Genomic DNA, 22,828 nt, shown 5'->3' with positions numbered 1-22,828 from the left:
ACGACGACGGTCGGCCACTTCCAGCCGTTTGCCCGCGGAGCCGCCAAGACTTTCGATTGGCGGCGTCTCTTGGAGACCAGACCTCCGGCACGTGGCAGTGGAGGACGAAGATCGGTCCCCGACATGCTCAGGTCCGATGCGACCGAATAACGGCGATAACAACGTCCGCTCGCCTATGCCTTCGACGATGCCCGGTCCGATACCCTGCCGTACCAACTCCGCAATGCATCGAAGTCAGCGGGAATGTTAATCTTCATGCCGCCCGCCGCGAAGTCGATCGTCACCAGCGTTGTGATGTCGGCCGCCGAGAACGCTTCGCCGGCCACGAAGGGAACCGTCTTCAGGCGCTCGTTGAAGTCAGCGAAGAAGTTCGCCACGCGCAGCTTGCTGCGCTCGACGATCTCGGGAATCTGCTTATAAGCATGAGGCCCCGACAATGCGCGTCCCTTCAGTCCGGCGACCGCGTTTCGCACGCCTTCCATCACGGCCGCAATGCCGTCGAGTTCCGCGCGCCGCTCCCACATCGCGATGAGCGCTTTCTGTTGCGGCGTCGCGCCCAGCAAAGCATGTTTCCCCGGATACGCTTCTTCGATGTAACTCCAGATTGCGGGGACTTCGCCGATTGCCGTGCCGTCTTCCAATACAAGCGTGGGAACCTGCCGGCGAGGATTGATCGCGATGTACGCATCGGAGAATTGCTTTTTCGCGCCGAGGTCTACTGACTTGATCGGGATCTCGATGCCCTTCTCGGCAAGAAAAATTCGAACCCGCCGAGAGTTGGGCGATGCCTTGGATTCATAAAGCGTGAGGTCGGTTTTCATGCACGTTCCATTCCGATACGAGGATTTGAACCGCCCGCCAGGCAGCGAGCACGCAGGCGAGCGGGTTAAGTCGCTTTAGCCTGCCGTCTTCCCGCCGTCGACAGTCAGGATCTGACCGGTGACGAACGCGGCGCCATCCGCTGCGAGATAAAGCACGGCCGAGGCAATGTCGTCGGGCTTACCAATACGCGCGAGGGGTACGGCGGCGGCGAGCGCTGCCTTGTTCTCCGCCGTGCTGGTGAAGCGATCCAGCATTCCCGTATCGGTCGGACCGGGCGCGACGGCGTTGACGCGAACGCCCGACGACGCAACTTCGAGCGCGGCCGATTTCGTGATGCCTTCGACGGCGTGTTTGCTGCCCGCATAAACCGATGCGAATGCCGCGCCTTCATGACCGTAAGTCGACGAGATGTTGACAATGCTGCCGGCCTTCTGGCTAGTCATCACGCGCAACTCGTGCTTGAGGCTCAGCAGCGTTCCAAGCACGTTGGTGTCGAAAGTATCGGCATAGCTGTCGGCGGTCTGCTCGACGATGGGCCCAGGCCGGCCTTCCGTGCCGGCGTTGTTGACGGCCACGTCCAGCCGGCCGTAGCGGGCGACGGTCTGATCGACCAGATTGCGGACTTCTTCGTCGCGGCGCACGTCAGCCTGGACGAAGTGTGCTTCGGCGCCAGCCTCGCGAAGTTCGGCTTCGAGCGCTGCGCCTTCGGCTGCACGGCGACCCGATACGACGAGCCGCGCGCCTGAACGGGCGAACGCGAAAGCGGTTGCACGGCCAATGCCCGTGAGGGCGCCAGTGATGAGGACGACGGGTTGGTTCATTCGAGACTCCTGTCAGTTGGGTTCACGACACGCTGTTCGTATCGCGCTGCTCGGTGAGCATGACAGAGCTAACTTTATGCGCCTCGTGCCTTTTTGAAAAAGACTTTCCAGGTTGGGTGGCATGCCTGATAAGCATGCCCGCGAGAAGCACGGGTACGCAACTTCGATGCGTTATAACCGATCGTTCGTTCAGACAGTTCGCTCATCCCGGTCTCCGCGACGCGTATCGAACGTTCCTGCGTGCGCTGCCGTCAGAACGCACGCCACGGCTATCGCGATAGCGCCAAAGGTGACGGCATCGCGCAAGCGTATGTGCGACGCTGCGATGCCTAGCGCAAGAGCGGTGATCGCCTGCATCGCGTAGCCCGCGAAATACAGCGTCGATAGCGACAAGGCCCGGTGACGATGATCGATGCGATTGCCGACGAGCGCGATTCCCCCCATGAAGAGCAGCGCGTACCCGATGCCCGCCGCGAAAACGGAGACGATCAGGATGGCTAACGAATGGATGTGCGCGGCGAATGCGAGCGTCAGCATCGATATGGCTGCGATGCCGCCTCCCGCGCGAATTGCCAGGTGAGAAGGCAGACGTTTGAATAGAAGACTGGCCGCGCCCCAGACGGTCGCGAACGACGCGATCACCACGCCGTTGATCAGCATGTTTTGCGAGCGCACCAGATCGCGCGCGATCTGCGCGCCCAGCGAGAGCATCACGGTGCCGACCACGAACGCGGACATCACGGATGGCGCGGCGCTCAGCACGGTCGCGCGCATGTCGGGCGGAAGACGCGCAGCGCGCAGACCCGGATCGGCCGACACACACTGCCGGCCACGCGGCAGATAGCGCCAGCACGCGACGAACAGGGCGACCAGCAATAGCAGCAGTACGTCGAACGTGCGATGCGCCGGATCGGGCGCGTACTGGATCAACGCGCCGCCGACGATGGTGGCCGCCCCAAGCCCCGACACTTGCGCAGCAGTGTTGATCGCACTGGCAAACGCGCGGTCCCCTGCAGGCGCGTGGTCGAGCAATTCCGCCGATGCCGGGCCCGCCGCCAGCCCGACCCCCAGTCCCATGAAAAGTCGACCGACAAAAAGGTGGCCGACGCTGCCGGCCATCGCGAACGCCGTCACACCGACGATCGATGCCGCGAGTCCGAGCAGCACGGTCGCGCGTCGTCCGATGGCGTCGGACAGGCCGCCGAGCGCAAACAGCGTGAGCGCGACGACCACGGGGTACGCAGCGAAGATGGCGGAGATCGTCGCGTTGCTCGCGTGCCAGACGCGCGCATACCACGCGTAGCTCATCGCGGGCGCAGCGCTCGTCCATAACGTCTGAACGATCACGCACGCCGCGATCCAGAAGGCAGCGCCCGAGCGGGCGCGCATCAGAGCTTCGATCCGCCGTCCACGCGCAACGTGTCGCCCGTTACCCAGCGCGCGTCGTCGGAGGCGAGGAACACCACGGCGCCCGCGATATCGTTAGGTTGCGCCACGCGCTTGAGCGCCTGCATGCCCAGCGTGAAATCGCGGCCCGCGTCTGTCTTCGCGAAGTTCGACATGTCTGTTTCCACGACGCCCGGCGCGATGGCGTTGACGCGAATTCCCCGCTCGCCGAGCGCCGAGGCGAAGTGGCGCACGAGCGTGTCGACCGCGCCCTTGGTCGCGGCATACGCGGACAGGTTGTTGACGGACGCGCGCGCGGCCAGCGACGACAGCAGTACGACGCTGCTGCCATCGCCCAGCACCGGCAGCAATTGCTGCACGAGGAAGAACGGAGCGCGCACGTTGACGGCGAACAGATTGTCGAAGTCCTCGACGGTCGTGTCCTCGATCGAGGCGGCCTTCGAGATGCCCGCATTCGCGACGAGAATGTCGAGCCGTTCGCCCGTCAGCGATCGCACGCGCTTTGCGAGTTCATGCGGACCGTTCGCGTCGCGCAAGTCGGCGGCGACCTTGTCCGCCTGTCCGCCTGCCGCGCGGATCGTCTCGACGACATCGTCGGCGGCCTGCGACGCCTTGCTTGCGTGAACCAGCACGCGCGCGCCGGCTTTGGCGAGCGCGATGGCGGTGGCGCGGCCGATGCCGCGGGAAGCGCCGGTTACGAGCGCGGTCTTGCCTGTCAAAGAGGTCAGAGAGGTCATGATGAAAATCCAGTGAGCGTTGTGTGGGAAGGCGCGTTACGCGGACGTTACGTTCGCTTCGGAAAGAAACTGCTCGACATGCGCGACGAAGCGCGCCGGGTACTGATAAAGCGAGCCGTGATTCGCATCCGGATAGATGATCAGTTGCGCGTTCGGGATGTGCTGTTGCAGGATCCACGAGTTGATCGAATAGATGATCACGTCGTTGTCGCCGTTGACGACGAGCGTCGGCTGCTTCAGCGCGGCGAGATAGTCGTACGGGTTCTCGCGCGGCGCGCCCCACTTGGCGAGCGCGGCGAGTTGCGCGGGCGCGACCTTGTCGTCGGCTTCGGGATCGCGGTTATCGGTGCGAAGACGGAAGCGTTCGATAAAGCCACGGCCCGCCGCCTGGCTCGCTTCGGACGGCGCGAAATGCACGCGCAGCCACAGATGGTCGGGATGCACATACGACGCGCCGAAAATCTCCTGCGCTTGCGGCGTGAGCGTGGTCATGCCTTCGCCGCTGCGCGGCCCGGTGCCGACGAGAATCACTTTGCGCACGAGTTGCGGCTTCGCAATGGCCAGTTGCTGCGCGATCAGTCCGCCCATCGAAAAGCCGAGCACGTCGACCTGCTTCAGGCCCAGCGCTTCGATGAACGCGCCCGCATTGGCCGCCATCTCTTCGATCGACTCCGGCACCTCGCCCGAGCTGCTCGAAATCCCGGCGTTGTTGAACAGGATCACTTCGCGGTGTTGCGCGAGTCCGTCGGTGACGGCCGGGTCCCAGTGATCCATCGTGCCGGTGAAGTGAATGTTCATCACGAGCGGCACGCCCGTGGAATTGCCGAAGCGGCGGTACGCAAAACGGATGCCGTTGGTCTCGACGAATTGCGTCGGCGCGGTCCGGTGAGTGTGGCGGGTCATGGCGGTAGTCCTTTCAGAAAGCCGTTGAAGGTAGCGCGGCGCGATATAGCTCAAACGTATGGGTTGCGACTTGCTGCGATGTTTCGCGTGACCCATTCGTGCTTCGTATCGCGCCGTCCTGAGAGGTAATGTAGGCGTCGCGCGTCGTCAGGAAAAAGACTTTGTAGGCTGCGCGGCATACCTGGCAAGCATGGCTCACGACGCCGTGCGGCCGCCGTTCATGCGCAGCACTTCGCCCGTCATGAAACTGGCCGACGCCACGTACACGATTGCTTCGGCGATTTCGTCCGGCGTGCCCGCGCGTCTCAGCGGTACGGTGTCGAGGAACGCCGCCTTGCGTTCGGGCGTCTGCGTGAGACGGTCGAGCATCGGCGTTTGCACCGGGCCCGGCGCGACCGCGTTGACGCGCACGCCGAAGGCCGCCGCTTCGAGCGCCGCCGACTTCGTCAGCCCTTCGACGGCATGCTTGCTGGCAACATAGAGCGATGCACCCGCCGCGCCGCGCGCGCCCATCGTCGACGAGACATTGACGATGCTGCCGCTGCGTTGTGCCGACATCGCGCGCAATTGATGCTTCATCGCGAGCAGGGTGCCCAGCACGTTCGCATCGAAAACGTCCGCGTAACGCGCGGTGGTCTGGTCGACGACGGGGCCCGATTCGCCTTCCGTCCCGGCCGCGTTCACGGCGATATCGAGCCTTCCAAAGCGCGCGATCGTGCGCTCGACCAGCGCCTGCACGTCATCTTCGATCCGCACGTCGGCGGCGATGAACTCCGCTTGCGCGCCGAGCGAGCGAAGCGTGTGGGCGAGCGCCACGCCTTCGTCCGCGCGGCGGCCCGAGATCACGACGCGGGCCTTTGCGCGCGCAAAGGCGAGGGCGGCGGCGCGGCCGATGCCGCTCAATGCGCCCGTCACGAGTACGACTGCCTGTTCGTTCATGCTGGTTCCTTACTGGTGTTGTTCGATCGAATCGACACGGTCGGCATAGAACGCGAGGTGGTCGCGGATCGGCTCGACAGCGGGAAACGGGGACTCGTAAGTCCAGATCGCATCGACGGCGCGCTCGCCGCCCGAAGGAATCGAAAAGTACGCGGCGTCGCCCTTGTATGGGCAGTACGTCGAATGGTCGGTGCGTTCGAGTAGCGCCATGTCGACATCCTTGCGCGGGATGTAGAAGACGGGCGGATAGTGCGCTTCACGCAACATCAGCGCGTCGCGCGTATCGGCGACGATGCGCCCCGCGACCGTGACCACGACACGCGAAGGATTGCGCTCGATCGTGATCGGATGATCGGGGCCGGGCGTTTTCACGCTGCGCGCCGGGTTCGGAACATTGCTGGTGGACATGAGTTCCCTCCTTGAATCAGGCGGTTTCGTCGGCGGACGGTTCGAGGGCAACGGTGTTGTTACTCGTCTCGTCATAGGCGGGAAAGTCGATGTACGCGCGTTCGTCGCCGCCCCAGAACGCGTCGCGTTGGTACGGCGCAAGCGGCAGGTCGCGGCGCAGGCGCTCGGGCAAATCCGGGTTCGACGAAAACCAGCGGCCGAAGGCGACGAGATCCGCATCGCCGCGTTGCAGAATCTGCTCGGCGCCCGCGCGGTCGAAGCCACCCGCCGCGATAATCGGACCGTCGAATACGGTGCGCAGGAACGACGACGCGACTGGCGGCTGCTTCTCGTCGAGCGTTTCCGTGCCCATCACGCGCGGCTCGATCACGTGCAGATACGCGAGGCCGTAGCCGTTCAGACGCGCGGCGAAATAGCCGAAGGTTGCTTCGGGATTGCTGTCGGATATCGCCCCCCAGCGGCCGCTCGGCGACACGCGCACGCCGACGCGATCCGCGCCCCACACGGACGCGAACGCGTCCACGAGTTCCAGCGAAAAGCGCGCGCGTTTTTCGATCGTGCCGCCATACGCGTCGGTGCGCCGGTTGGTGCCGTCCTGAAGGAACGTGTCGGCCAGATAGCCGTTCGCGTTATGCAGTTCGACGCCGTCGAAACCGGCCGCTTTGGCGCGCTCCGCCGCGCGGCGGAACGACTCGACGATGGCGGGAATTTCATCCGTCTTCAGCGCGCGATGTGGCGAGTTCGGCACCCAGCCGTTCTGTGTGAACACGGTGGTTTCATAGGGCACGACGGACGGCGCAATGGGCGCGTTGCCCCGGCTCAAATCGACGTGCGACTGGCGGCCGTCGTGCGCGATCTGCATGAAGATGCGCGCGCCTCTCGCATGAACGGCGTCGGTGATTTGCTTCCATGCGTCGACGTGCGCGTCCGTATAGATGCCGGGCGCGCCGAGATAGCCACGGCTGTCGTGCGAAGGATGCGCGCTCTCGGTAATCAGCAATCCGCCTTTGGACGCGCGCTGGCGGTAGTACTCGACCATCATCGCGCTCGGGCTGTCGTCGGCGTCGGAGCGCAGGCGCGTCATCGGCGCGTGCACGACGCGGTGGGATAGTTCCAGCGGGCCGATTCGGGTCGAAGAGAATAGTTTGAGGTGCGTGCCTGACATTATGGATACCTTATCGATTAATAGCGATGCGATGCGATGCGATGCGATGCAATGCGTTGCGGTTGCGTCGTGATCGTCAGAGCTTCGAGCCGCCGTCGACGCGGAGCGTGTCGCCCGTGATCCAGTTGGCTCTGTCCGACGCAAGAAATGTCACCGCGTCGGCGATATCGTCGGGTTGCGCGACGCGCTTGAGCGCCTGCAAGCCGAGCGTGTAGTCACGGCCTTCGTCGGTGGTCGCGAAACTCGACATGTCGGTCGCGACGACGCCGGGCGCGACCGCGTTCACGCGCACGCCGCGCTCTCCCAGCGCCGACGCGAAGTGCCGCACGAGCGTATCGACAGCGCCTTTCGTCGCGGCATACGCGGCCAGTTCGCCCACCGACGCGCGCGCCGCCAGCGACGACAGCAGCACGACGCTGCTGCCTTTGCAGAGCGTCGGCAGAAGTTGCTGGACGAGGAAGAACGGCGCGCGCACGTTGACGGCGAAGAGATCGTCGAAGTCATCGACGCTCGTGTCTTCGATGCTCGCGGCCTTCGCTATGCCCGCGTTCGCCACCAGCACGTCGAGCCGTCCGCCGACCACGGCGCGCACGCGTCGCGCGAGCGTGTGCGGGCCGTCGGCCGTGCGCAGATTGGCGGCGATCTTCTGCGCGTGCCCGCCGGCGGCGACGATCGCCGCGACGGTCGAATCGGCCGCTGTTTCGTTGCTGCTGTAGTGCACGAGCACTTGCGCGCCCGCGCGTCCGAGTGCGAGCGCGACGGCGCGGCCGATGCCGCGAGACGCGCCCGTCACGAGCGCGGTTTTTCCAGCAAGATCGTTCATGGCGAAGCTCCGTCTGGTGGGTCGGCGGCGCCGGTCAGCGATAGCCGACAGGTATGGCTGCAAGGCTGCTGCTGCGGCGTCCGCACTGCTCGATGTCTGCTGGGATGTAATCTAGCGCTCGCTTGCACAAAGAAAAAAGACTTTGTAGGCTTGCGGGCATGCCTCGAAAGCATGGCGACCCACCGAGACGAAACGGGAGAAGACATGGAGCTGCGCCACCTGCGCTATTTCGTTGCGGTAGCGGAAACGGGCAGCCTCACGGTCGCCGCCGAGCAACGGCTGTACACGTCGCAGCCGTCGCTGAGCCGGCAGATTCGCGATCTGGAAGACGAAGTGCGCACGGAACTCTTCAGCCGCAGCGCGCGGGGCGTCGAGCTGACGGCATCCGGCAAGGCTTTTCTGGACCATGCACGGCTCGCGCTCGCCCAGGTCGATGCCGCCGTCGAAGCCGCGCGCCGCGCCGCGCATCCCGCCAAACAGGTCTTCGCGCTCGGCTTTCTGACCGGTCAGGAAATGACATGGCTACCGCGCGCGATGCAGGTCTTGCGGGAAGAGCTGCCGAATATCGACGTGACGGTGTCGAGCGGCTACTCGCCCGATCTCGCCGATGCCGTCGCGCGCGGCAAGCTCGACCTTGCTTTCGTGCGCTGCGAGCCGGGGCTGGACCTCGACTACCGCGTCGTCCATCGCGAGAAACTGATCGTGCTGATGCCTAGCGACCATCGGCTGACGGCGAAAGAAGCGATCTCGCCATCGGATTTGGAAGGCGAGGCGTTTGTCATGGCGTCGAACAAGGCCCGCGTGCTGCACGATGTGGTCGAGCGATATTTGCGCGAGAACGGGCTCGATCCGAAGCCTGAATATGGCGTCGACAACCTGGCGATGGCGATGTCGCTCGTCGCGTCGACGCGCGGATTGTCGTTGATGCCGGAGTACGCGAACAATCTGCTGCCGTGGTCGGTGGTGAGCCGGCCGCTGGAAGGCGACGCGCCCACGGTCGATCTCGCGATCGGCTACAGCCGGTCGAATGCATCGCCTGTGCTGAAGCTGTTTCTGTCGAGAGCGGATGAACTGATCGCCTGAGTGGAGAACACCAGGGAAGAAGATAACGAACAAACGCCCGCGCCAATGGCGCGGGCTGGCACATGCGCGCTATGGCTCCCTACGTTCAGCGGGCGGCGTACATGTGCTCGCAGAACGCGATGCTCGCTCCGAGCTTGCGCGACAGATCAGCGGCCGCGTTCAGTTGCAGCGGGATCAACTCGCCGGTCTTATGGGCGGCGTTGAGCCTCGACGCTGGTCCGGAGAGGGTAAGGGCGGCCATAAACTTGTCAGACGCACCAAAAATCGGCGTTGCGAACGCGGCAGTGTGCTCATCTCGCGCTCCCGAGGTGAAGAGAGGCAAAGAAGGTGCGCTGTCATAAAGCGGCTCGCCCAATCCCCAGTATCTGAGTACCTGACTGATGGCCGTGTCATCCAGGGGCAAGGATGTTCCCGCAAGTCTGGTTTCTCTCAGACCTTCCGACGGCTCCGCGCGGAAAAGGCAGAGACGCTGCATCTTGTCGATGACGTAGTACGAAGCACTCTCCCTTGTCGATGCAGCAAGGGAATGCAGGATCGGCTCGACAATCGCGGAAAGGTGGAAAGACTGCTCGTACAGCTTTCCAAGATATAAAACCCGATGACCTAGAGAGTAAGACCCTGCATCGGACCGAACGACGTAACCCATTCGTTCGAGCGAGTTCATCAGCCGATAGACGGTCGTCTTGTGCATGCCGGACGCTTGCGCGAGCGCGGCAAGTGAAAGCGACTCTACCCCTGGTTTGAAGCAATCGAGTAGCGAAAGGGCCTTCTCGACCGCTGCCACGCCTTCGTTTCCCAAGCTTGTTATCTCCGATTTTCGTCTCAGGACGCATTTTACACAGTAAAACGACGTCCCCATCGTTGTACTGTGTACACCATCGTTTCGTACAGTAAAAGGGTTAACGCCGATGGTTTCACGTGAGCATCGTGCTTACTATAGTTTCACCATGTACACCACTGTTGTACCTGATACAACATTCACCCGAGGTGATAGCTAAATGAGCACGACGTCTAACTCTTCCATCAATCGCAGTGTCGAGCGTGTGAGCCCCGCGCTCGTCGAAGCGGCTGCCAAATTTCAGGCCGCCATCCTCGCCGATGTCGCCGGCCGCCGCGGCACGCTCAATGGCCGCGTCAAACCGCTCGCGCCGACGATGAAGGTCGCCGGACCCGCCATCACCGTCGAAGTGCGGCCGGGGGATAACCTGGCCATTCATGCGGCGCTCGCTGTCGCCAAGCCGGGCGACGTGATCGTGGTGGACGGAAAAGGCGACGTCAGCTGCGCCCTGATCGGCGAGATCATGGCGACTCAGGCTCACGCCACGGGTATCGCGGGCTTCGTCATCGACGCCGCGGTGCGCGACTCGCACGAACTCGCGCAAGGCGACTTCCCCGTCTTCTCCGCCGGCCTCAATCCTTGCGGTCCCACGAAGAGCGTCGCGGGCCGCGTCAATTTTCCGATTTCGGTGGCGGGCGCCAGCGTCAATCCGGGCGATCTCATCGTCGGCGACGCGGACGGCGTCGTCGTGATTCCGAAGAATGACGTTGCGCGCATCGTCGAACTCGCGCAAAAGAAGCTCGACGCCGAGACCGCTCGTATCGCGGCGATCCGCAAAGGCGACACGCGTGCGGGCTGGCTTGAGAAGGAGCTTCGCGCGGCGGGCATGCTCGTAGAAGGCGAGGTGCTGTAATGGCCGCGATTTCCGCCAGGCCCGTGCTGCTGGTGACGGCAGCGGACCTCGCTCCGCAAGCGCTGGAGATGCTCGACGACTTCGAACTCGTGTTCGCCGGCAAGCAGCCGACGGAAGACGATGTCGTCGCGCTGTGCGCACAGCACAAGCCGGTTGCCATCATCGTTCGGTACGGCAAGGTGAATGCCCGAATCATGGACGCGGCCGAGAACCTGCAAGTCATCTCCAAGCACGGCAGCGGCATCGACGTGATCGACCAGGAGGCCGCCGCCGCGCGTGGCATAGCGGTTCGCGCGGCTGCCGGAGCCAACGCCGCGGCCGTCGCGGAACACGCGTGGGCGCTCATCCTGGCATGCGCGAAATCGGTTCCTCACCTCGACGTGCGGATGCGCGCGGGTCACTGGGACAAGTCGACCCATAAGTCCTTCGAACTCGAAGGACGCACGCTCGGACTCGTCGGCCTCGGCGCGATCGGCCGTCGCGTCGCGAAGGCGGGTCTTGCTTTCGGCATGCAGGTTCAGGCGTTCGACCCGTTTGCGAAGGAAGCGCCCGAGGGCGTGACGCTCGTGACGCTCGACGCGCTTTATGCCACGTCGGACATCGTCTCCCTGCATTGCCCGCTCAACGCGGAGAACCGCGCGATGCTCAACCGTGAAACGCTGGGCCGATTCAAGCGCGGGGCGATTCTGGTCAACACGGCGCGCGGCGGTCTCATCGACGAAGAAGCGTTGATCGAAGCGCTCGCGAGCGGTCAATTGCGCGCGGCAGGCCTCGATAGCTTCGCTGTCGAGCCGATGACGACGCACTCGTTCCAGTCGGTTCCCAACGTCATCCTTTCGCCGCACATCGGCGGAGTAAGCGATGCCGCCTACGTGAACATGGGCAAGGGCGCGGCGGCGAATGTCCTGGCCGTGGTCGCGGAAAACGCGCGCAACGCGGCCTGATCCGGTCAGAGAGGTCAAGCATGTTCTATCTCACATCGCCCGAAGTCCGCACGGCCGAAGTCTTCACGCGCATGCCGCAGAAATTCCGTCAGCCGGACGTTCAGACGGAATGGGCGCGCGCGAACCGCGGCGGATTGTCTACGGACTCCTTCCTCGAAGGACCCGTCTGGGACCCGGCCGGCTTTCTGTTCGTGACCGATATACCGCACGGTCGCATCTTCAGGATTTCGCTGGCGGGCGAGTGGGAACTCGTCGCGAAGTACCACGGCGAGCCGAACGGAATGAAGCGTTTCGACGATTCGCATCTGCTCATTACGGACTATCGCAACGGACTGATGCTGCTCGACATTGCGCGCGGCGAGGTTCGTCCCTACCTGGAGCGGCGCAATACAGAACGCTTCCGGGGCGTGAACGACCTGACCTTCGATTCTGCTGGAAATCTCTACTTCACCGATCAGGGGCAGACGGGGCTACACGATCCGACCGGCCGCGTTTATCGGCTCTCGCCGGACGGCAAGCTGGACGTGCTGCTCGGCAACTGCCCGAGTCCCAATGGTCTGGTGCTGTCGCCCGATGAAAAAGTGCTGTTCGTCGGCATGACGCGTGGCAATTGCGTATGGCGCGTTCCGCTTCAGGCCGATGGTTCCGTGAGCAAGGTCGGCCAGTTTTTCACGTCGTACGGACCGAGCGGCCCGGACGGACTGACCGTCGATCTCGACGGACGCATCCTGGTCGCCAATCCTGGGCTTGGCCGCGTATGGGTCTTGAATCATCGCGCCGAACCGGTCGAGATCTTGACGAGCCCGGAGGGCGCTTCGCTCACGAATCTCTGCTACGGCAGCGCCGATATGAAGACGCTTTTCATGACCGAATCGGTCTCCGGAACGATCTTGCGCGCCGACATGAAGGTCGCCGGTCCACTGCCGAAGCGAGCGAAGCAAGCCTAGTCCGCGCGCCCAACTCATCCAAGCCACGACAGAAATACCTCGCGCCGTAAGAGCGCGATGGAGGAGCACACATGAACATTTCGCAATCCGTGAACGGCGCACAGACTTCGCCGAAGGCCGACACGAAGCCGGTCCAGAGCATTAGCGGCGACGAGTATGCCGCGAGCGAGCGCACCCTGGCGAAAGTCTTCCGTCGAATACTGCCGTTCATCTTCGTGTGCTACGTCATCAGCTATCTCGACAGAACGAATGTCGGGTTCGCGGCGCTGACCATGAACAAGGACCTCGGCCTGACCGCCGAGCAGTTCGGATTCGGCGCGGGCATGTTCTTCATCGGCTATTTCCTGTTCGAGATTCCCAGCAATCTCATCATGCAGAAGGTCGGTGCGCGCATCTGGATCGCTCGCATCATGATTTCCTGGGGCGTTTTGTCGATGGCGACGGCGTTCGTCGTCGGTCCGAAAAGCTTCGCGGCGGCACGCTTTCTTCTCGGACTCGCCGAGGCCGGTTTCACGCCTGGTATCTATCTTTATTTCACGCACTGGTTCCCGGGAAAGTGGCGCGCCAAAGTGACGGCAGCCTTTCTCGTCGGTATCCCGGTGGCCAACATCATCGGCTCGCCCATCTCCGGCGCGCTGCTCCAAGTGGGCAGCCTGCATGGGCTGCGTAGCTGGCAATGGCTGCTGCTGATCGAAGGCTTGCCCGCCGTGTTGCTCGGCATCGCGTGCCTGTTCGTGCTGGCGGACCGGCCCGAGAAAGCGAAGTGGCTGAGCGACGACGAAAAAGCAGCGCTTGCGCGAAGGCTTGCGGCTGAACAACGCGACATCGGCAACAAGCACGGCAACACGCTGCGCGACGCGATGACCAACTGGCGCGTGTTCGTGCTTGCCTTCATCAACTTCTGCGGCATCGTCGGGTCGATCGGCGTCGGTCTGTGGATGCCGCAGATCATCAAGCAGCTCGGTGTGGATCATGCCGTCGTCGGCTGGCTGACGGCGATCCCGTACGTCGCGGGCGCCGTGGTCATGCTGCTGTGGGCAAAGATCGCGGCCCGCGCGGCCAACCGCATTCCGTATGTCGCGGGCGCCCTGGTCATTGCGGCAGCTGCCCTTTGCCTCAGCACGTATGTGGACGGCGCCGTCCTCAAGCTGCTGTGCCTGTGCTTCACGGTGAGCGGAATCCTGTCGTTTCAAGCCACCTACTGGGCGATTCCGTCGGGCTTTCTCACGGGCCGCGCGGCGGCGGGAGGTCTCGCGCTGATCGTGTCGGTCGGCAATCTCGGCGGCTTCGTCGGCCCGTCGATGATCGGTGCGCTCAAGCAGATGTCAGGTGGTTTCACCGTTCCGTTGTTCGCCATCGCGGCAGTGATGCTCGTCGGCGCGGCGACCATCGCGTGGCTTGGCGATCCCGGCGCCAATGCGGGCGAAGCATCGGCGGGGAATCAGAAGTAACGCGCGTCGCATAAAACAAAACCTATTACCAACTGTTTGGAGACACCATGTTTTTGATGAAGGCTCCCAAGAAAGCCAACCGGAACAACACTCTCGCGCTTGGCGCCGTCGCAGCGGCAAGCCTGGGATTCGCATCCAGCCTGGTTCACGCGCAGAGCAGCGTGACGCTCTACGGCATCGCCGATGTCGGCGTCGAATTCCTCAACAACACGACGACGGGCGGATCGCAGGTCAGGGAAGTGTCGGGCAACCTGTCCGGCTCGCGCTGGGGCCTGAAAGGCGTCGAGGATCTGGGCGGCGGCATGAAGGCCATCTTCCAGTTGGAGAACGGTTTCAACATTAACGACGGTACGACCGCGCAATCGACGCGCGGTCTCGGTGCGAATCCGACAACGACCAGCCGGCTTTTCGGCCGCCAGGCGTGGGTCGGGCTTTCCTACAAGGGCCAGCAACTGACGTTGGGCCGGCAGAACGCACTCATCTACGAGCAGTCGATCGTGTTCGACCCGATGGGCGTGTCTTCGCGGTACTCCGCACTCTCGCTCGACTACGCGCTGGCGGCGCGCATCGACAATTCCGCCAAGTACACGGGGAAGTTCGGGCCAGTGACGGCTCAGGCGATGTACAGCACGCGCTATGACACGGGATACGGTGCCGAAGTACCCGGCGCGCTCATCACCGGCCGGTTCTTTAGCGGCGCCCTGACATACGCGAGCGGCCCGGTTGCCGCGACTGCTGTCTACGAGCAACGCAACAGCAATACGCTCACGACCAATACGAGCACCGAACGCCGGGCACTGGCCGCTGCGAACTATAACTTCGGGTCCGTGACGGCTTACGCTGGCTACCGCTATCTGCGCGCGTCGAATGCGTTCTTGCCCGCGAATCCGATCGCGGTCGCCAACGGTTCGGAAGCCAATGCCGCGAACCTTTACTGGCTCGGCGCGCAGTATCTGATCACGCCGTCGTTCCAGTTGACCGCAGTCGGCTATTACCACGACGTCCATTCGACAGGCGCGGATCCGTGGCTCGCCGTACTTAACGCCGACTACTTCCTGTCGAAGCGTACGGACCTGTACGCGACCATTGCGTACGCGCACAACAAGGACAACTCGGCGCTCGGCGTGAACGGCTACGGTACGGTCGCAGCGGGTCATAACCAGACTGGCGTCACCGTCGGCCTTCGCCAGAAGTTCTGACGAGCAACCGCCGTGCAAATAGTCCATGCCCCTCATTTGCCCGTCCGCGAAGACTGGCTTGCCTTGCGCGAGGAGCCGATCCTCGAACCCGAGCTTCCCATCGTCGACGCGCATCACCATCTTTGGGATCGTCAGACGGGGCGATATCTGACCGACGAGTTCGGCCAGGATCTGCGCTGCGGTCATCGAGTCGTATCGACTGTCTACGTGCAGTGTCGATCGATGTTGCGCCACGACGGTCCCGAGTCGATGAAACCCGTCGGCGAGATCGAGTTCGCGAGCGGCATCGCGGCGATGTTCGCGAGTGGAGGGTATGGGCCCGCGCGCGCTTGCGAGGTCATCGTCGGCGGCGCGGATCTCACGCTGGGCGACGACCTGGAGAACGTGCTTGAAACGATGCTTGCCGTCTCGGGTGGGCGCTTGCGCGGCATTCGCAACCCGCTGGCGTGGCATGAGAGTCCCGAGGTGAGTTCGAGCCCGGTCACGCCGCCGCGCGAACTGATGCTCGATCACGCTTTCCAGCGCGGTGTGAGAACGCTGGCTCGTTTTGGCTTATCGCTCGACGCGTGGGTATATCACACGCAGCTGGGCGAGTTGTACGAGCTTGCGCGCGCTGCATCGGACGTGACCATCGTCATCGACCACTTTGGCGGACCGGTCGGCGTCGGGCCACATGAAGGCAGGCGTGAACAGGTTTTCACCGACTGGAAGCATGGGCTTGCGCGTCTGGCGACTCTGCCGAATACGCGCATCAAACTCGGCGGCGCAGGCATGAGCGTGTTCGGCTCCGATTTCGCGCGCCGCGATATGCCGCCGTCTTCCAGCGATCTCGCCGCGGCGTGGCAGCCGTACTTCGATACGTGCATCGACTTGTTCGGTGTCGAGCGCTGCATGTTCGAGAGCAATTTTCCCGTCGACAAGGGCATGTTCGGCTACGGCGTCCTGTGGAACGCCTTCAAAAGACTGGCCAGTGCGATGACACCCGCAGAGAAGGCCGCGCTCTTCAGCGAAACCGCGGCGGCGACTTATCGACTGTCACTTCACGGAGACAAATGATGAAGACAAGCGCGAGCCTCGCGCAGGTTCGGCCCGATAACAAGGTCGAGGAAAACCGCTACAGGGACATCACCCGCGTCGAGTGGCGATCGCTCTCTCTCGCGGGACTCGGATGGACGTTCGAGAGCTACGACTCGTTCCTGCTGTCGCTACTTCTGCCGACGCTCGCCCTCCAGTTCGGTCTGTCGAAAGCGCAGCTCGGGCTGTTCACGAGCATAACGGCGGCGGGGCAGATCGTCGGCGGGATTCTGTTCGGCTATGTGTCGGACAGGCTCGGACGCGTGCGCACGGCCATGCTTTGCATCGGCATCTACTCGCTGTTCTCGGGATTGCTGGCGTTTGCACCGAACGAGCACTGGTTCGCGACGATCCGATTCTTCGGCGCGTTGGGGATGGGCGGAACGTGGACCGCCGGCGCGGCGCTGATTGCCGAAACCTGGCACGCGCGTCGTCGGGGCAAGGGCGGCGCGCTCATGCAGATGGGCCTGCCGATTGGCGCGATCCTCGCCATCACGGTTTCGGGCATCGTCACGAGCGTCAACGATGGCCTCGGTGGGAACGGCTGGCGCGTGCTGTTTCTGATCGGCGCGTTGCCGTTCTTCATCCTCTTCTTTGTCGCACGCAAGACGCCCGAGTCGCCGATCTGGCTTGAGCGCAAACGCGCGAACGCCCAGCCAGCGATGCAGAAAGCAGCGAGCGACGAAAAGCTCAACGTTCGCGGCCTCGTGACGGCGTTCACGTTCATTTTCTTTCTCCAGTACCTCTACTGGGGCGTGTTCACCTGGACGCCGACGTTTCTCGTCGCGGTGAAACATCTCGACTTCGTGCACAGCCTCAAGTTCGTTCTTTCGTTGCAGTTCGGCGCGATCAGCGGCTTTCTGTTGTTCTCGGCGTTCGTGGACCGCCTTGGCCGACGGCCCATGTTCATGGCGTATCTGCTCGTCGGCGCGGCTGCGGTGTTCGGCTACATCATGTCGTCGAGCGCACTGGTTCTGATGGTGGCTATCTTCTTCACCGGCTTCAGCGTGAACGGCATATTCGCGGGGGCCGGGCCGTTTCTCGCGGAGATCATCGGGAACACCGCGTCGAGAGGGTTCTACATGGGGCTCGCATACAACGGCGGCCGGCTCGGCGGATTCATCGCGCCATTGGTCATCGGCGCGCTGGCGTCGACATCGGGCGGCTTCGTTCTCGGACTATCGACGACCATCGTTGCGTTCATCGCGGCGGCCATCGTCGTGTTCTTCGCGCCGGAGACGCGAGGCAAGGCGCTGTCATGAACACGGCCGGGCGATCATCGGGCATTGTGAGCCGGCTTTTTCCCGCGCTGACCGAGCCGGCGCTGCGGCGTTATCTCAGTGGGCAGGTCGCTTCGGTTCTAGGCAGCTGGACGCAGAACGTGACGTTGAATCTGCTCGTGTATCACCTGTCGGGTTCGGCGGCGATTCTCGCTTTGCTGAACTTCCTGCTGTATGGGCCGCAACTGGTTGTCGCGCCGCTTGCGGGTTCGCGGATTCGCTCCGAGAACGCGAGGCGCGTCACGCTTTGCGTATTGACGGTGTCGCTCGTTCTGACCGGCAGCCTGATTACCTTATCGGCGTTGGGCGTGCTGGGCGTCAAGCTGATCCTGGCGCATGCGCTGGCGATAGGTGTTTCGAGCGCCGTGGAAGTGCCCGCGCGCCAGGTGCTGCTGCTGACAAGCTTGCGAGACGCGAGCCTCACGTCCAATGCCGTGGCGATGAACACCATGGTCTACAACGTCGGGCGGATGGTCGGTCCCACCATCGCGGGCTTCGTCTATCCGACGCTAGGACCGCGAGCATCGTTCGTAATCTACGCATTGGCGCTCTGCTTCATGGCGACCTGCGTGCGCTCGATTCGACTGTCCGGTGCTGCCAGACCGTCCCGCGCGGATAGCAGCCTGCGCGATGCGGTCGGCTATGTCATGTCGGACCCTTTTTCAGCGCGCTATCTGCCGATTCTCGCGTGCATCGGTTTGTTCGCGGCGAGCTATCAAACGCTGGTCCCGCTGCTCGCGGACAAGGCGTTCCACGACGCCGCGCGCTTCACCGGCGTGTTCTTCGCATGCGCGGGCGCCGGCTCGCTGAGCTCGGCCGTGCTGTTGTCGTCGGCGCTTGGTCCGCGCGCATCGGCGCGATTCATCGCATGGGCGCCGTGGTTCGCCATCGCTGCATTGATGGTCCTCGCGACGACCGATGCCGCCGCCGCGTCCATGCCGGCGTTTTTCATCCTGGGCTTCAGCCTGACGTTCGCCGCTACCTCGACCAACGCAACGATCCAGCGACAGTGCCCGGAACACGTGCGCGGCGGACTCGTGGGGATGTACGGCATGGCCTACAACGGGACGATGCCGTTCGGCTATCTGCTTGTGGGGACGGTATCCGAGGCGCTGGGCGTGCGTCACACATTCGCGGCGATGGCCGTGGTGCTGGCGGTGGGCGTCGTTTCCATCGCCGCATGGCAACGATTCAAGGAACAGCGCTAAAGCGCAAAATATATTGGAGACAAACATGCAAGCTACCGGTGTCATGGCGAAATCGGACATTGAGCGCCGCACCATACGGAAGGTCGTATGGCGGCTGATTCCCTTCCTGATGATCTGCTATCTGCTGGCGTTCATCGACCGCGGTAACGTGGGCATGGCGTCACTGCAGATGAATCACGACCTCGGCATGTCGGCGAGAGTGTTCGGATTCGGCAGCAGCCTCTTCTTCATCTCGTACTTCTTCTGCGAAGTGCCGAGCAATATTGCGCTGCAAAAGTACGGCGCGCGAATCTGGATTGCGCGCATCATGATTTCGTGGGGCATTGTGTCGGCGGCAACTGCATTGGTGCAGAACGCGACCACCTTCTACATCCTGCGCTTTCTGCTCGGCGCGGCCGAGGCCGGATTCTTTCCGGGCGTGTTGCTGTATCTGTCGTACTGGATTCCCGCTTCGTATCGGGCGCGCATCGTCGCCACGTTCATGGTCGCGATCCCGGCCGCGAGCTTCATCGGCTCACCCATTTCGGCGTTGTTGCTGCAGATGAACGGGTTCTGGGGCCTGCGCGGCTGGCACTGGCTCTTCATCCTCGAAGGCATTCCCACGGTGCTGCTCGGCGTCGTCTGCCTGTTTGTCCTGACGAACAAACCCGCGGATGCGAAATGGCTCACGGACGACGAACGAAAATGGCTCGTCGATGCGCTCGCCAGCGAGACGAAGGCACCCAAGAAGGTGCTCGACATGCCGCTGACCAAGCTCTTCCGCAATCGCTATGTCTTGTGCCTCGCGCTCGTCGATACCTGCGCTTCGGCTGCCGGCAGTACGTTGTCGGTGTGGCAGCCGCAGTTGCTGAAATCGTTCGGCCTGTCGGTCATGCAAACGGGTCTCATCAATTCGATTCCCTACGCAGTGGCATCGGTCCTGATGGTCTACTGGGGACGCCGTTCCGACCGTTCGGGAGAACGTCGCTGGCACACCGTCGTGCCTATGCTTTTGATCGGCGGCGGATTGTTTGCAACGTCGCTGAGCGGCTCGCTCGTACCGACGATTTTGATGCTGTGCGCCGTGCTCGTGGGTGCTTACTCCTTCAAAGGGCCGTTCTGGGCGCTTGCCACGGACATGTTGTCGAACAGCGCGGTTGCGGCGGGCCTCGCGACCATCAACGCGATCGCGAACCTTCTCGGCGGCGGACTGATGGTCAATGTGTATGGATGGGTCAAGGAAGCGACGGGCAGCTACGCGTTGGCGCTGTTGCCGCTCGCGGTCCTTACGCTCATCAGCGTCGCAACGCTTTTGATGCTGACGCGCAACGGACAGACGAAACATCTGGCACGCAAGACGGAGACCGTCTGACCATGCAAAAAGCGACCAGACGCGGGTTCCTCAAGATGGGTGGGGCGCTGATGGCGGCATCGACCTTGCCGGCACATGCCGAGACGCCCGAAGCGTGGTCCAGCGGGTCGGAGCAGCCCTCGCTCCGATTGCCTGCCGGAGCCGTCGATTGCCATATGCATGTGTACGATGCCCGCTTTCCTGTTGCTCCCGGCACGACGCTGCGGCCGCCCAATGCAACGGTGGAACAGTACCGGCTGCTGCAGGCACGGCTTGGAGTGGACCGGAATGTCGTTGTGACGCCGTCGACCTATGGAACCGATAATCGCTGCACGCTCGATGCGTTGAAGCGATTCGGCAGCAACGCGCGCGGCGTGGCGGTCGTCGATACTTCGGTAAGCGACAAGGAGCTGCACGAACTTCACGCGGGCGGCATTCGAGCTATACGGTTCAATCTCAGTTATCCCGGCGCAACGACGGTGGAGATGCTGGCGCCGCTTGCAGCCCGAATCGCCGCCATGAAGTGGCATATCGAACTCGTGGTGCAAGGCGTCCGGCTGCCAGAGTTGGAGGGACGTCTCTCAGCGCTTCCTTGTCCGCTGGTGATCGACCACATCGCGCATATTCCGGAGCCCGGCGGTCTCTCGTCGGAGGCGCTCCGGACGGCGCAGCGTCTCGTCGACAAGGGCAATACGTTCATTACCTTGTCGGGGCCTTACGTCGATACGAAGACCGGCGCGCCCGCTTACGCGGACGTTGCGCCCGTCGCGAAGACGCTAATCGACATGGCTCCAGAGCGCATGCTTTGGGGCACCGATTGGCCGCATCCTACAGAGAAGGGCGTCAAGCCAGATGATGCAGGTCTTCTCGATACCATCGCGGGGTGGATTGGCAGATCGGGCTGGCAGCAGATGATTTTCGTCGACAACCCAACGAAGCTCTATGGGTTTGACTAAAAGCCGACGGCGGCTCGTGAGGACGTGAAGCCCGAGTCGCCGCAAGCTTGCTGGGCTGCTAAATATCTCTTACGACTATGGCGGCTGGGCGGCGCGAACGTTGGGAATGGGTGTATTTGGGTATTTCATACTACGGAATGCCATCATCGTTTACCCGAAAATGGCGAAATCGGCCGCTGAACGGTGCGGGATGACAGGGCAGGGAAGGCGTGAGGGGGTTTGACGCGGTGTAGCGCGATGCGCTTCGGCGTTGAAAATACTTCGGCACGCTGGCTCTTTTCGAAAAAAAGCGCGTTCACGAAGAGATACTTCAACGGCCTGCTAAAGAAATTCAGAGCGTGTTTACTCGAAGCGGTCGCCCGTTAGATATCGGACAAGCCCCTGCCGTTTTACGCCAGCAGCCCGCCGCGAATAGCGATCGCACTAATGTACGACGTGCGGCATCCGTGCGGGTTCGACGCACTGAGAGGCACGGCATCCGCCATTTGGAGACGACCATGCGGACCAATATGATGTCGGCCATCTGCGACCTGGAGCAAACCGCCTACCGCTCGAACACATACACGAATCGAATGCTCCGGTACGGTCTCAGCAAGCTTGTCAAGAACGTCATACTTCCTTTCCGCGACCCGCTCGTCAAAAGGACGGTTCGCTCGACCGATATGATGCTGCCGCTTTCGCACATGCTGCCGAAATACGCATTGGTGCATCCTTACTACGACAGCTTGCTTCCGTCGCTCGTGAAGTATCTGATCGCGAAGGGCGACATTGTCTTTGTCGATATCGGCGCGAATATCGGGGACACGGCGAAGCTCGTTCACGCAGCCGGCGGCGACAAGGTCTCGTTCATCTGTATCGAAGCCGATGAGACTTATTTCCCCGTGTTGCAGATGAACCTGCGCAACGTGAATGCCTCATGTCATCTCGTGCTTGCTGGAGCGGAAACAACGTTGCTATCGACCTCGGCACAGCGGAATTCCTTCGGCACCACGTCTTATGAGATTGGCCAGGGAAACAAGACGCAAGTTATGGCAACCGATGACATCATCGACGGACGCCGCGTCGACATCGTCAAAATCGATACCGACGGTTTTGAACTGGAAGTCCTGAAAGGAATGACGCGCACACTTGCGGAGCAAAATGCCGCCTTGTTCATTGAGTTCTCGCCGTGGCATCTGAAAACTTATGGCAAGGCCCGCGTGGAAGATATCGTCGCCTTGCTTCGCGAAGCCGAGTATCGGCACGTGATTGTCTACGACCATGTAGGAATGCCGCTCACGCTCACCGATATTGAGCAACTCTCGTATATGGCGAACTACTGCGCAATGCAGAAGGGTTTCTACTTCGATCTTCTTTGTCACAAGCAGAAGCCGTTTCTCGAATCGTTTTATCAGGCTGACTTGCCGAGATTCGAGACGCGTTCCTGGGATTAGGCTGGCCAGATAGATCCGGCTGCGGCGCTAGCCGTAGCGCCGATATTGCGCCGACATGATGCGCATTGCGGCCAAGGTTCAAGAAGTTTTCCTTCCGACCGACTGACTGCCTCATATAGTTTTTCAGCTGGGCGGTTTCAAGGTTGAAGTGCAACAGCGGTTTTAATGTTTAGAGCCATGAGGTTGAGCTGCCGAAGCGAGTGTTGC

General features: G+C 62.6%; 22 protein-coding genes. 12 read left to right on the top strand and 10 right to left on the bottom strand.

Annotated features, from left to right (window positions below):
• Positions 1–173: 173 nt before the first annotated feature.
• The 9 genes from AWB82_RS28720 to AWB82_RS28680 all read right to left on the bottom strand — a co-directional run bounded on the left by AWB82_RS28720 (position 174) and on the right by AWB82_RS28680 (position 8,025).
• Entirely contained in the window at positions 174–821 is a 648-nt protein-coding gene (locus AWB82_RS28720; RefSeq protein WP_086972713.1) for a glutathione S-transferase family protein, read from the bottom strand.
• Positions 822–896: 75 nt separating this feature from the next.
• Positions 897–1,643, bottom strand: coding sequence for a glucose 1-dehydrogenase (locus AWB82_RS28715; RefSeq protein WP_086972712.1), 747 nt, complete (start codon positions 1,641–1,643; stop codon positions 897–899).
• Positions 1,644–1,832: 189 nt separating this feature from the next.
• Positions 1,833–3,032: an MFS transporter gene (locus AWB82_RS28710; RefSeq protein WP_086972711.1), complete on the bottom strand. Its 1,200-nt coding sequence runs from the start codon at positions 3,030–3,032 to the stop codon at positions 1,833–1,835.
• Positions 3,032–3,778: an SDR family NAD(P)-dependent oxidoreductase gene (locus AWB82_RS28705; protein WP_086972737.1), complete on the bottom strand. Its 747-nt coding sequence runs from the start codon at positions 3,776–3,778 to the stop codon at positions 3,032–3,034. Before AWB82_RS28705 ends, AWB82_RS28710 begins: the two co-directional genes overlap by 1 nt.
• A 45-nt stretch (positions 3,779–3,823) precedes the next feature.
• Positions 3,824–4,690 carry an alpha/beta fold hydrolase gene (locus AWB82_RS28700; protein WP_086972710.1) on the bottom strand — a complete coding sequence of 289 codons (867 nt, stop codon included), beginning with the start codon at positions 4,688–4,690 and terminating at the stop codon, positions 3,824–3,826.
• A 195-nt stretch (positions 4,691–4,885) separates the two neighbouring features.
• A complete protein-coding gene (locus AWB82_RS28695; RefSeq protein WP_086972709.1) occupies positions 4,886–5,629 on the bottom strand; it encodes an SDR family NAD(P)-dependent oxidoreductase in 744 nt (247 codons plus the stop codon).
• A 9-nt stretch (positions 5,630–5,638) separates the two neighbouring features.
• Entirely contained in the window at positions 5,639–6,037 is a 399-nt protein-coding gene (locus AWB82_RS28690; RefSeq protein ID WP_086972708.1) for a DUF427 domain-containing protein, read from the bottom strand.
• Between the two features lie 16 nt (positions 6,038–6,053).
• Entirely contained in the window at positions 6,054–7,202 is a 1,149-nt protein-coding gene (locus AWB82_RS28685) for an alkene reductase (protein WP_086972707.1), read from the bottom strand.
• A gap of 76 nt (positions 7,203–7,278) precedes the next feature.
• Positions 7,279–8,025 (bottom strand): SDR family NAD(P)-dependent oxidoreductase, encoded by a 747-nt coding sequence (locus tag AWB82_RS28680; protein ID WP_086972706.1) that lies wholly within the window; start codon positions 8,023–8,025, stop codon positions 7,279–7,281.
• Positions 8,026–8,229: 204 nt separating this feature from the next.
• Here AWB82_RS28680 and AWB82_RS28675 point away from each other — a divergent pair, with 204 nt between their 5' ends.
• A complete protein-coding gene (locus AWB82_RS28675) occupies positions 8,230–9,108 on the top strand; it encodes a LysR family transcriptional regulator (protein ID WP_086972705.1) in 879 nt (292 codons plus the stop codon).
• An 85-nt stretch (positions 9,109–9,193) separates the two neighbouring features.
• Here the strand turns inward: AWB82_RS28675 and AWB82_RS28670 are convergent, their stop codons facing one another.
• On the bottom strand, positions 9,194–9,907 hold the full coding sequence (locus AWB82_RS28670; protein ID WP_086972736.1) for an IclR family transcriptional regulator: 714 nt from the start codon (positions 9,905–9,907) through the stop codon (positions 9,194–9,196).
• A 199-nt stretch (positions 9,908–10,106) separates the two neighbouring features.
• On the opposite strand from AWB82_RS28670, the gene AWB82_RS28665 reads away from it, so the two are divergent.
• From AWB82_RS28665 to AWB82_RS28615, 11 genes are all read left to right on the top strand, one after another.
• Positions 10,107–10,799: an RraA family protein gene (locus AWB82_RS28665; protein WP_086972704.1), complete on the top strand. Its 693-nt coding sequence runs from the start codon at positions 10,107–10,109 to the stop codon at positions 10,797–10,799.
• Positions 10,799–11,743: an NAD(P)-dependent oxidoreductase gene (locus tag AWB82_RS28660; protein ID WP_086972703.1), complete on the top strand. Its 945-nt coding sequence runs from the start codon at positions 10,799–10,801 to the stop codon at positions 11,741–11,743. The genes AWB82_RS28665 and AWB82_RS28660 overlap by 1 nt, the downstream gene beginning before the upstream one ends.
• A 20-nt stretch (positions 11,744–11,763) precedes the next feature.
• A complete protein-coding gene (locus tag AWB82_RS28655; protein ID WP_086972702.1) occupies positions 11,764–12,690 on the top strand; it encodes an SMP-30/gluconolactonase/LRE family protein in 927 nt (308 codons plus the stop codon).
• A gap of 71 nt (positions 12,691–12,761) precedes the next feature.
• Positions 12,762–14,141 (top strand): MFS transporter, encoded by a 1,380-nt coding sequence (locus AWB82_RS28650; RefSeq protein ID WP_086972701.1) that lies wholly within the window; start codon positions 12,762–12,764, stop codon positions 14,139–14,141.
• A 47-nt stretch (positions 14,142–14,188) separates the two neighbouring features.
• Positions 14,189–15,340, top strand: a complete 1,152-nt coding sequence (locus tag AWB82_RS28645; protein WP_086972700.1) for a porin — start codon at positions 14,189–14,191, stop codon at positions 15,338–15,340.
• 12 nt (positions 15,341–15,352) lie between these two features.
• Positions 15,353–16,396, top strand: coding sequence for an amidohydrolase family protein (locus AWB82_RS28640; protein WP_086972699.1), 1,044 nt, complete (start codon positions 15,353–15,355; stop codon positions 16,394–16,396).
• Positions 16,396–17,676, top strand: coding sequence for an MFS transporter (locus tag AWB82_RS28635; RefSeq protein ID WP_086972698.1), 1,281 nt, complete (start codon positions 16,396–16,398; stop codon positions 17,674–17,676). The genes AWB82_RS28640 and AWB82_RS28635 overlap by 1 nt, the downstream gene beginning before the upstream one ends.
• The gene (locus tag AWB82_RS28630; protein WP_086972697.1) at positions 17,673–18,902 is read left to right on the top strand and encodes an MFS transporter; all 1,230 of its coding nucleotides are present in this window, start codon (positions 17,673–17,675) and stop codon (positions 18,900–18,902) included. The genes AWB82_RS28635 and AWB82_RS28630 overlap by 4 nt, the downstream gene beginning before the upstream one ends.
• 25 nt (positions 18,903–18,927) lie before the next feature.
• On the top strand, positions 18,928–20,253 hold the full coding sequence (locus AWB82_RS28625) for an MFS transporter (RefSeq protein WP_086972696.1): 1,326 nt from the start codon (positions 18,928–18,930) through the stop codon (positions 20,251–20,253).
• 2 nt (positions 20,254–20,255) lie between these two features.
• Positions 20,256–21,188 carry an amidohydrolase family protein gene (locus AWB82_RS28620; RefSeq protein WP_086972695.1) on the top strand — a complete coding sequence of 311 codons (933 nt, stop codon included), beginning with the start codon at positions 20,256–20,258 and terminating at the stop codon, positions 21,186–21,188.
• Between the two features lie 497 nt (positions 21,189–21,685).
• A complete protein-coding gene (locus tag AWB82_RS28615) occupies positions 21,686–22,621 on the top strand; it encodes an FkbM family methyltransferase (protein ID WP_086972694.1) in 936 nt (311 codons plus the stop codon).
• Positions 22,622–22,828: the final 207 nt, after the last annotated feature.

It is taken from the genome of Caballeronia glebae (assembly GCF_001545035.1).
GTDB lineage: Bacteria > Pseudomonadota > Gammaproteobacteria > Burkholderiales > Burkholderiaceae > Caballeronia > Caballeronia glebae.
Note: the sequence above shows the minus strand (reverse complement) of the source record. Positions and strands in the feature narration are given on the sequence as shown.

What these genes read in the sequence shown, in the direction of transcription:
- AWB82_RS28685 (WP_086972707.1), bottom strand. Translation starts at nt 7,202, where the DNA reads ATGTCAGGCACGCACCTCAAACTATTCTCTTCGACCCGAATCGGCCCG.
- AWB82_RS28620 (WP_086972695.1), top strand. Translation starts at nt 20,256, where the DNA reads ATGCAAAAAGCGACCAGACGCGGGTTCCTCAAGATGGGTGGGGCGCTG.
- AWB82_RS28675 (WP_086972705.1), top strand. Translation starts at nt 8,230, where the DNA reads ATGGAGCTGCGCCACCTGCGCTATTTCGTTGCGGTAGCGGAAACGGGC.
- AWB82_RS28715 (WP_086972712.1), bottom strand. Translation starts at nt 1,643, where the DNA reads ATGAACCAACCCGTCGTCCTCATCACTGGCGCCCTCACGGGCATTGGC.
- AWB82_RS28695 (WP_086972709.1), bottom strand. Translation starts at nt 5,629, where the DNA reads ATGAACGAACAGGCAGTCGTACTCGTGACGGGCGCATTGAGCGGCATC.
- AWB82_RS28690 (WP_086972708.1), bottom strand. Translation starts at nt 6,037, where the DNA reads ATGTCCACCAGCAATGTTCCGAACCCGGCGCGCAGCGTGAAAACGCCC.
- AWB82_RS28615 (WP_086972694.1), top strand. Translation starts at nt 21,686, where the DNA reads ATGCGGACCAATATGATGTCGGCCATCTGCGACCTGGAGCAAACCGCC.
- AWB82_RS28720 (WP_086972713.1), bottom strand. Translation starts at nt 821, where the DNA reads ATGAAAACCGACCTCACGCTTTATGAATCCAAGGCATCGCCCAACTCT.
- AWB82_RS28680 (WP_086972706.1), bottom strand. Translation starts at nt 8,025, where the DNA reads ATGAACGATCTTGCTGGAAAAACCGCGCTCGTGACGGGCGCGTCTCGC.
- AWB82_RS28665 (WP_086972704.1), top strand. Translation starts at nt 10,107, where the DNA reads ATGAGCACGACGTCTAACTCTTCCATCAATCGCAGTGTCGAGCGTGTG.
- AWB82_RS28700 (WP_086972710.1), bottom strand. Translation starts at nt 4,690, where the DNA reads ATGACCCGCCACACTCACCGGACCGCGCCGACGCAATTCGTCGAGACC.
- AWB82_RS28710 (WP_086972711.1), bottom strand. Translation starts at nt 3,032, where the DNA reads ATGCGCGCCCGCTCGGGCGCTGCCTTCTGGATCGCGGCGTGCGTGATC.
- AWB82_RS28625 (WP_086972696.1), top strand. Translation starts at nt 18,928, where the DNA reads ATGCAAGCTACCGGTGTCATGGCGAAATCGGACATTGAGCGCCGCACC.
- AWB82_RS28635 (WP_086972698.1), top strand. Translation starts at nt 16,396, where the DNA reads ATGAAGACAAGCGCGAGCCTCGCGCAGGTTCGGCCCGATAACAAGGTC.
- AWB82_RS28630 (WP_086972697.1), top strand. Translation starts at nt 17,673, where the DNA reads ATGAACACGGCCGGGCGATCATCGGGCATTGTGAGCCGGCTTTTTCCC.
- AWB82_RS28655 (WP_086972702.1), top strand. Translation starts at nt 11,764, where the DNA reads ATGTTCTATCTCACATCGCCCGAAGTCCGCACGGCCGAAGTCTTCACG.
- AWB82_RS28650 (WP_086972701.1), top strand. Translation starts at nt 12,762, where the DNA reads ATGAACATTTCGCAATCCGTGAACGGCGCACAGACTTCGCCGAAGGCC.
- AWB82_RS28660 (WP_086972703.1), top strand. Translation starts at nt 10,799, where the DNA reads ATGGCCGCGATTTCCGCCAGGCCCGTGCTGCTGGTGACGGCAGCGGAC.
- AWB82_RS28645 (WP_086972700.1), top strand. Translation starts at nt 14,189, where the DNA reads ATGTTTTTGATGAAGGCTCCCAAGAAAGCCAACCGGAACAACACTCTC.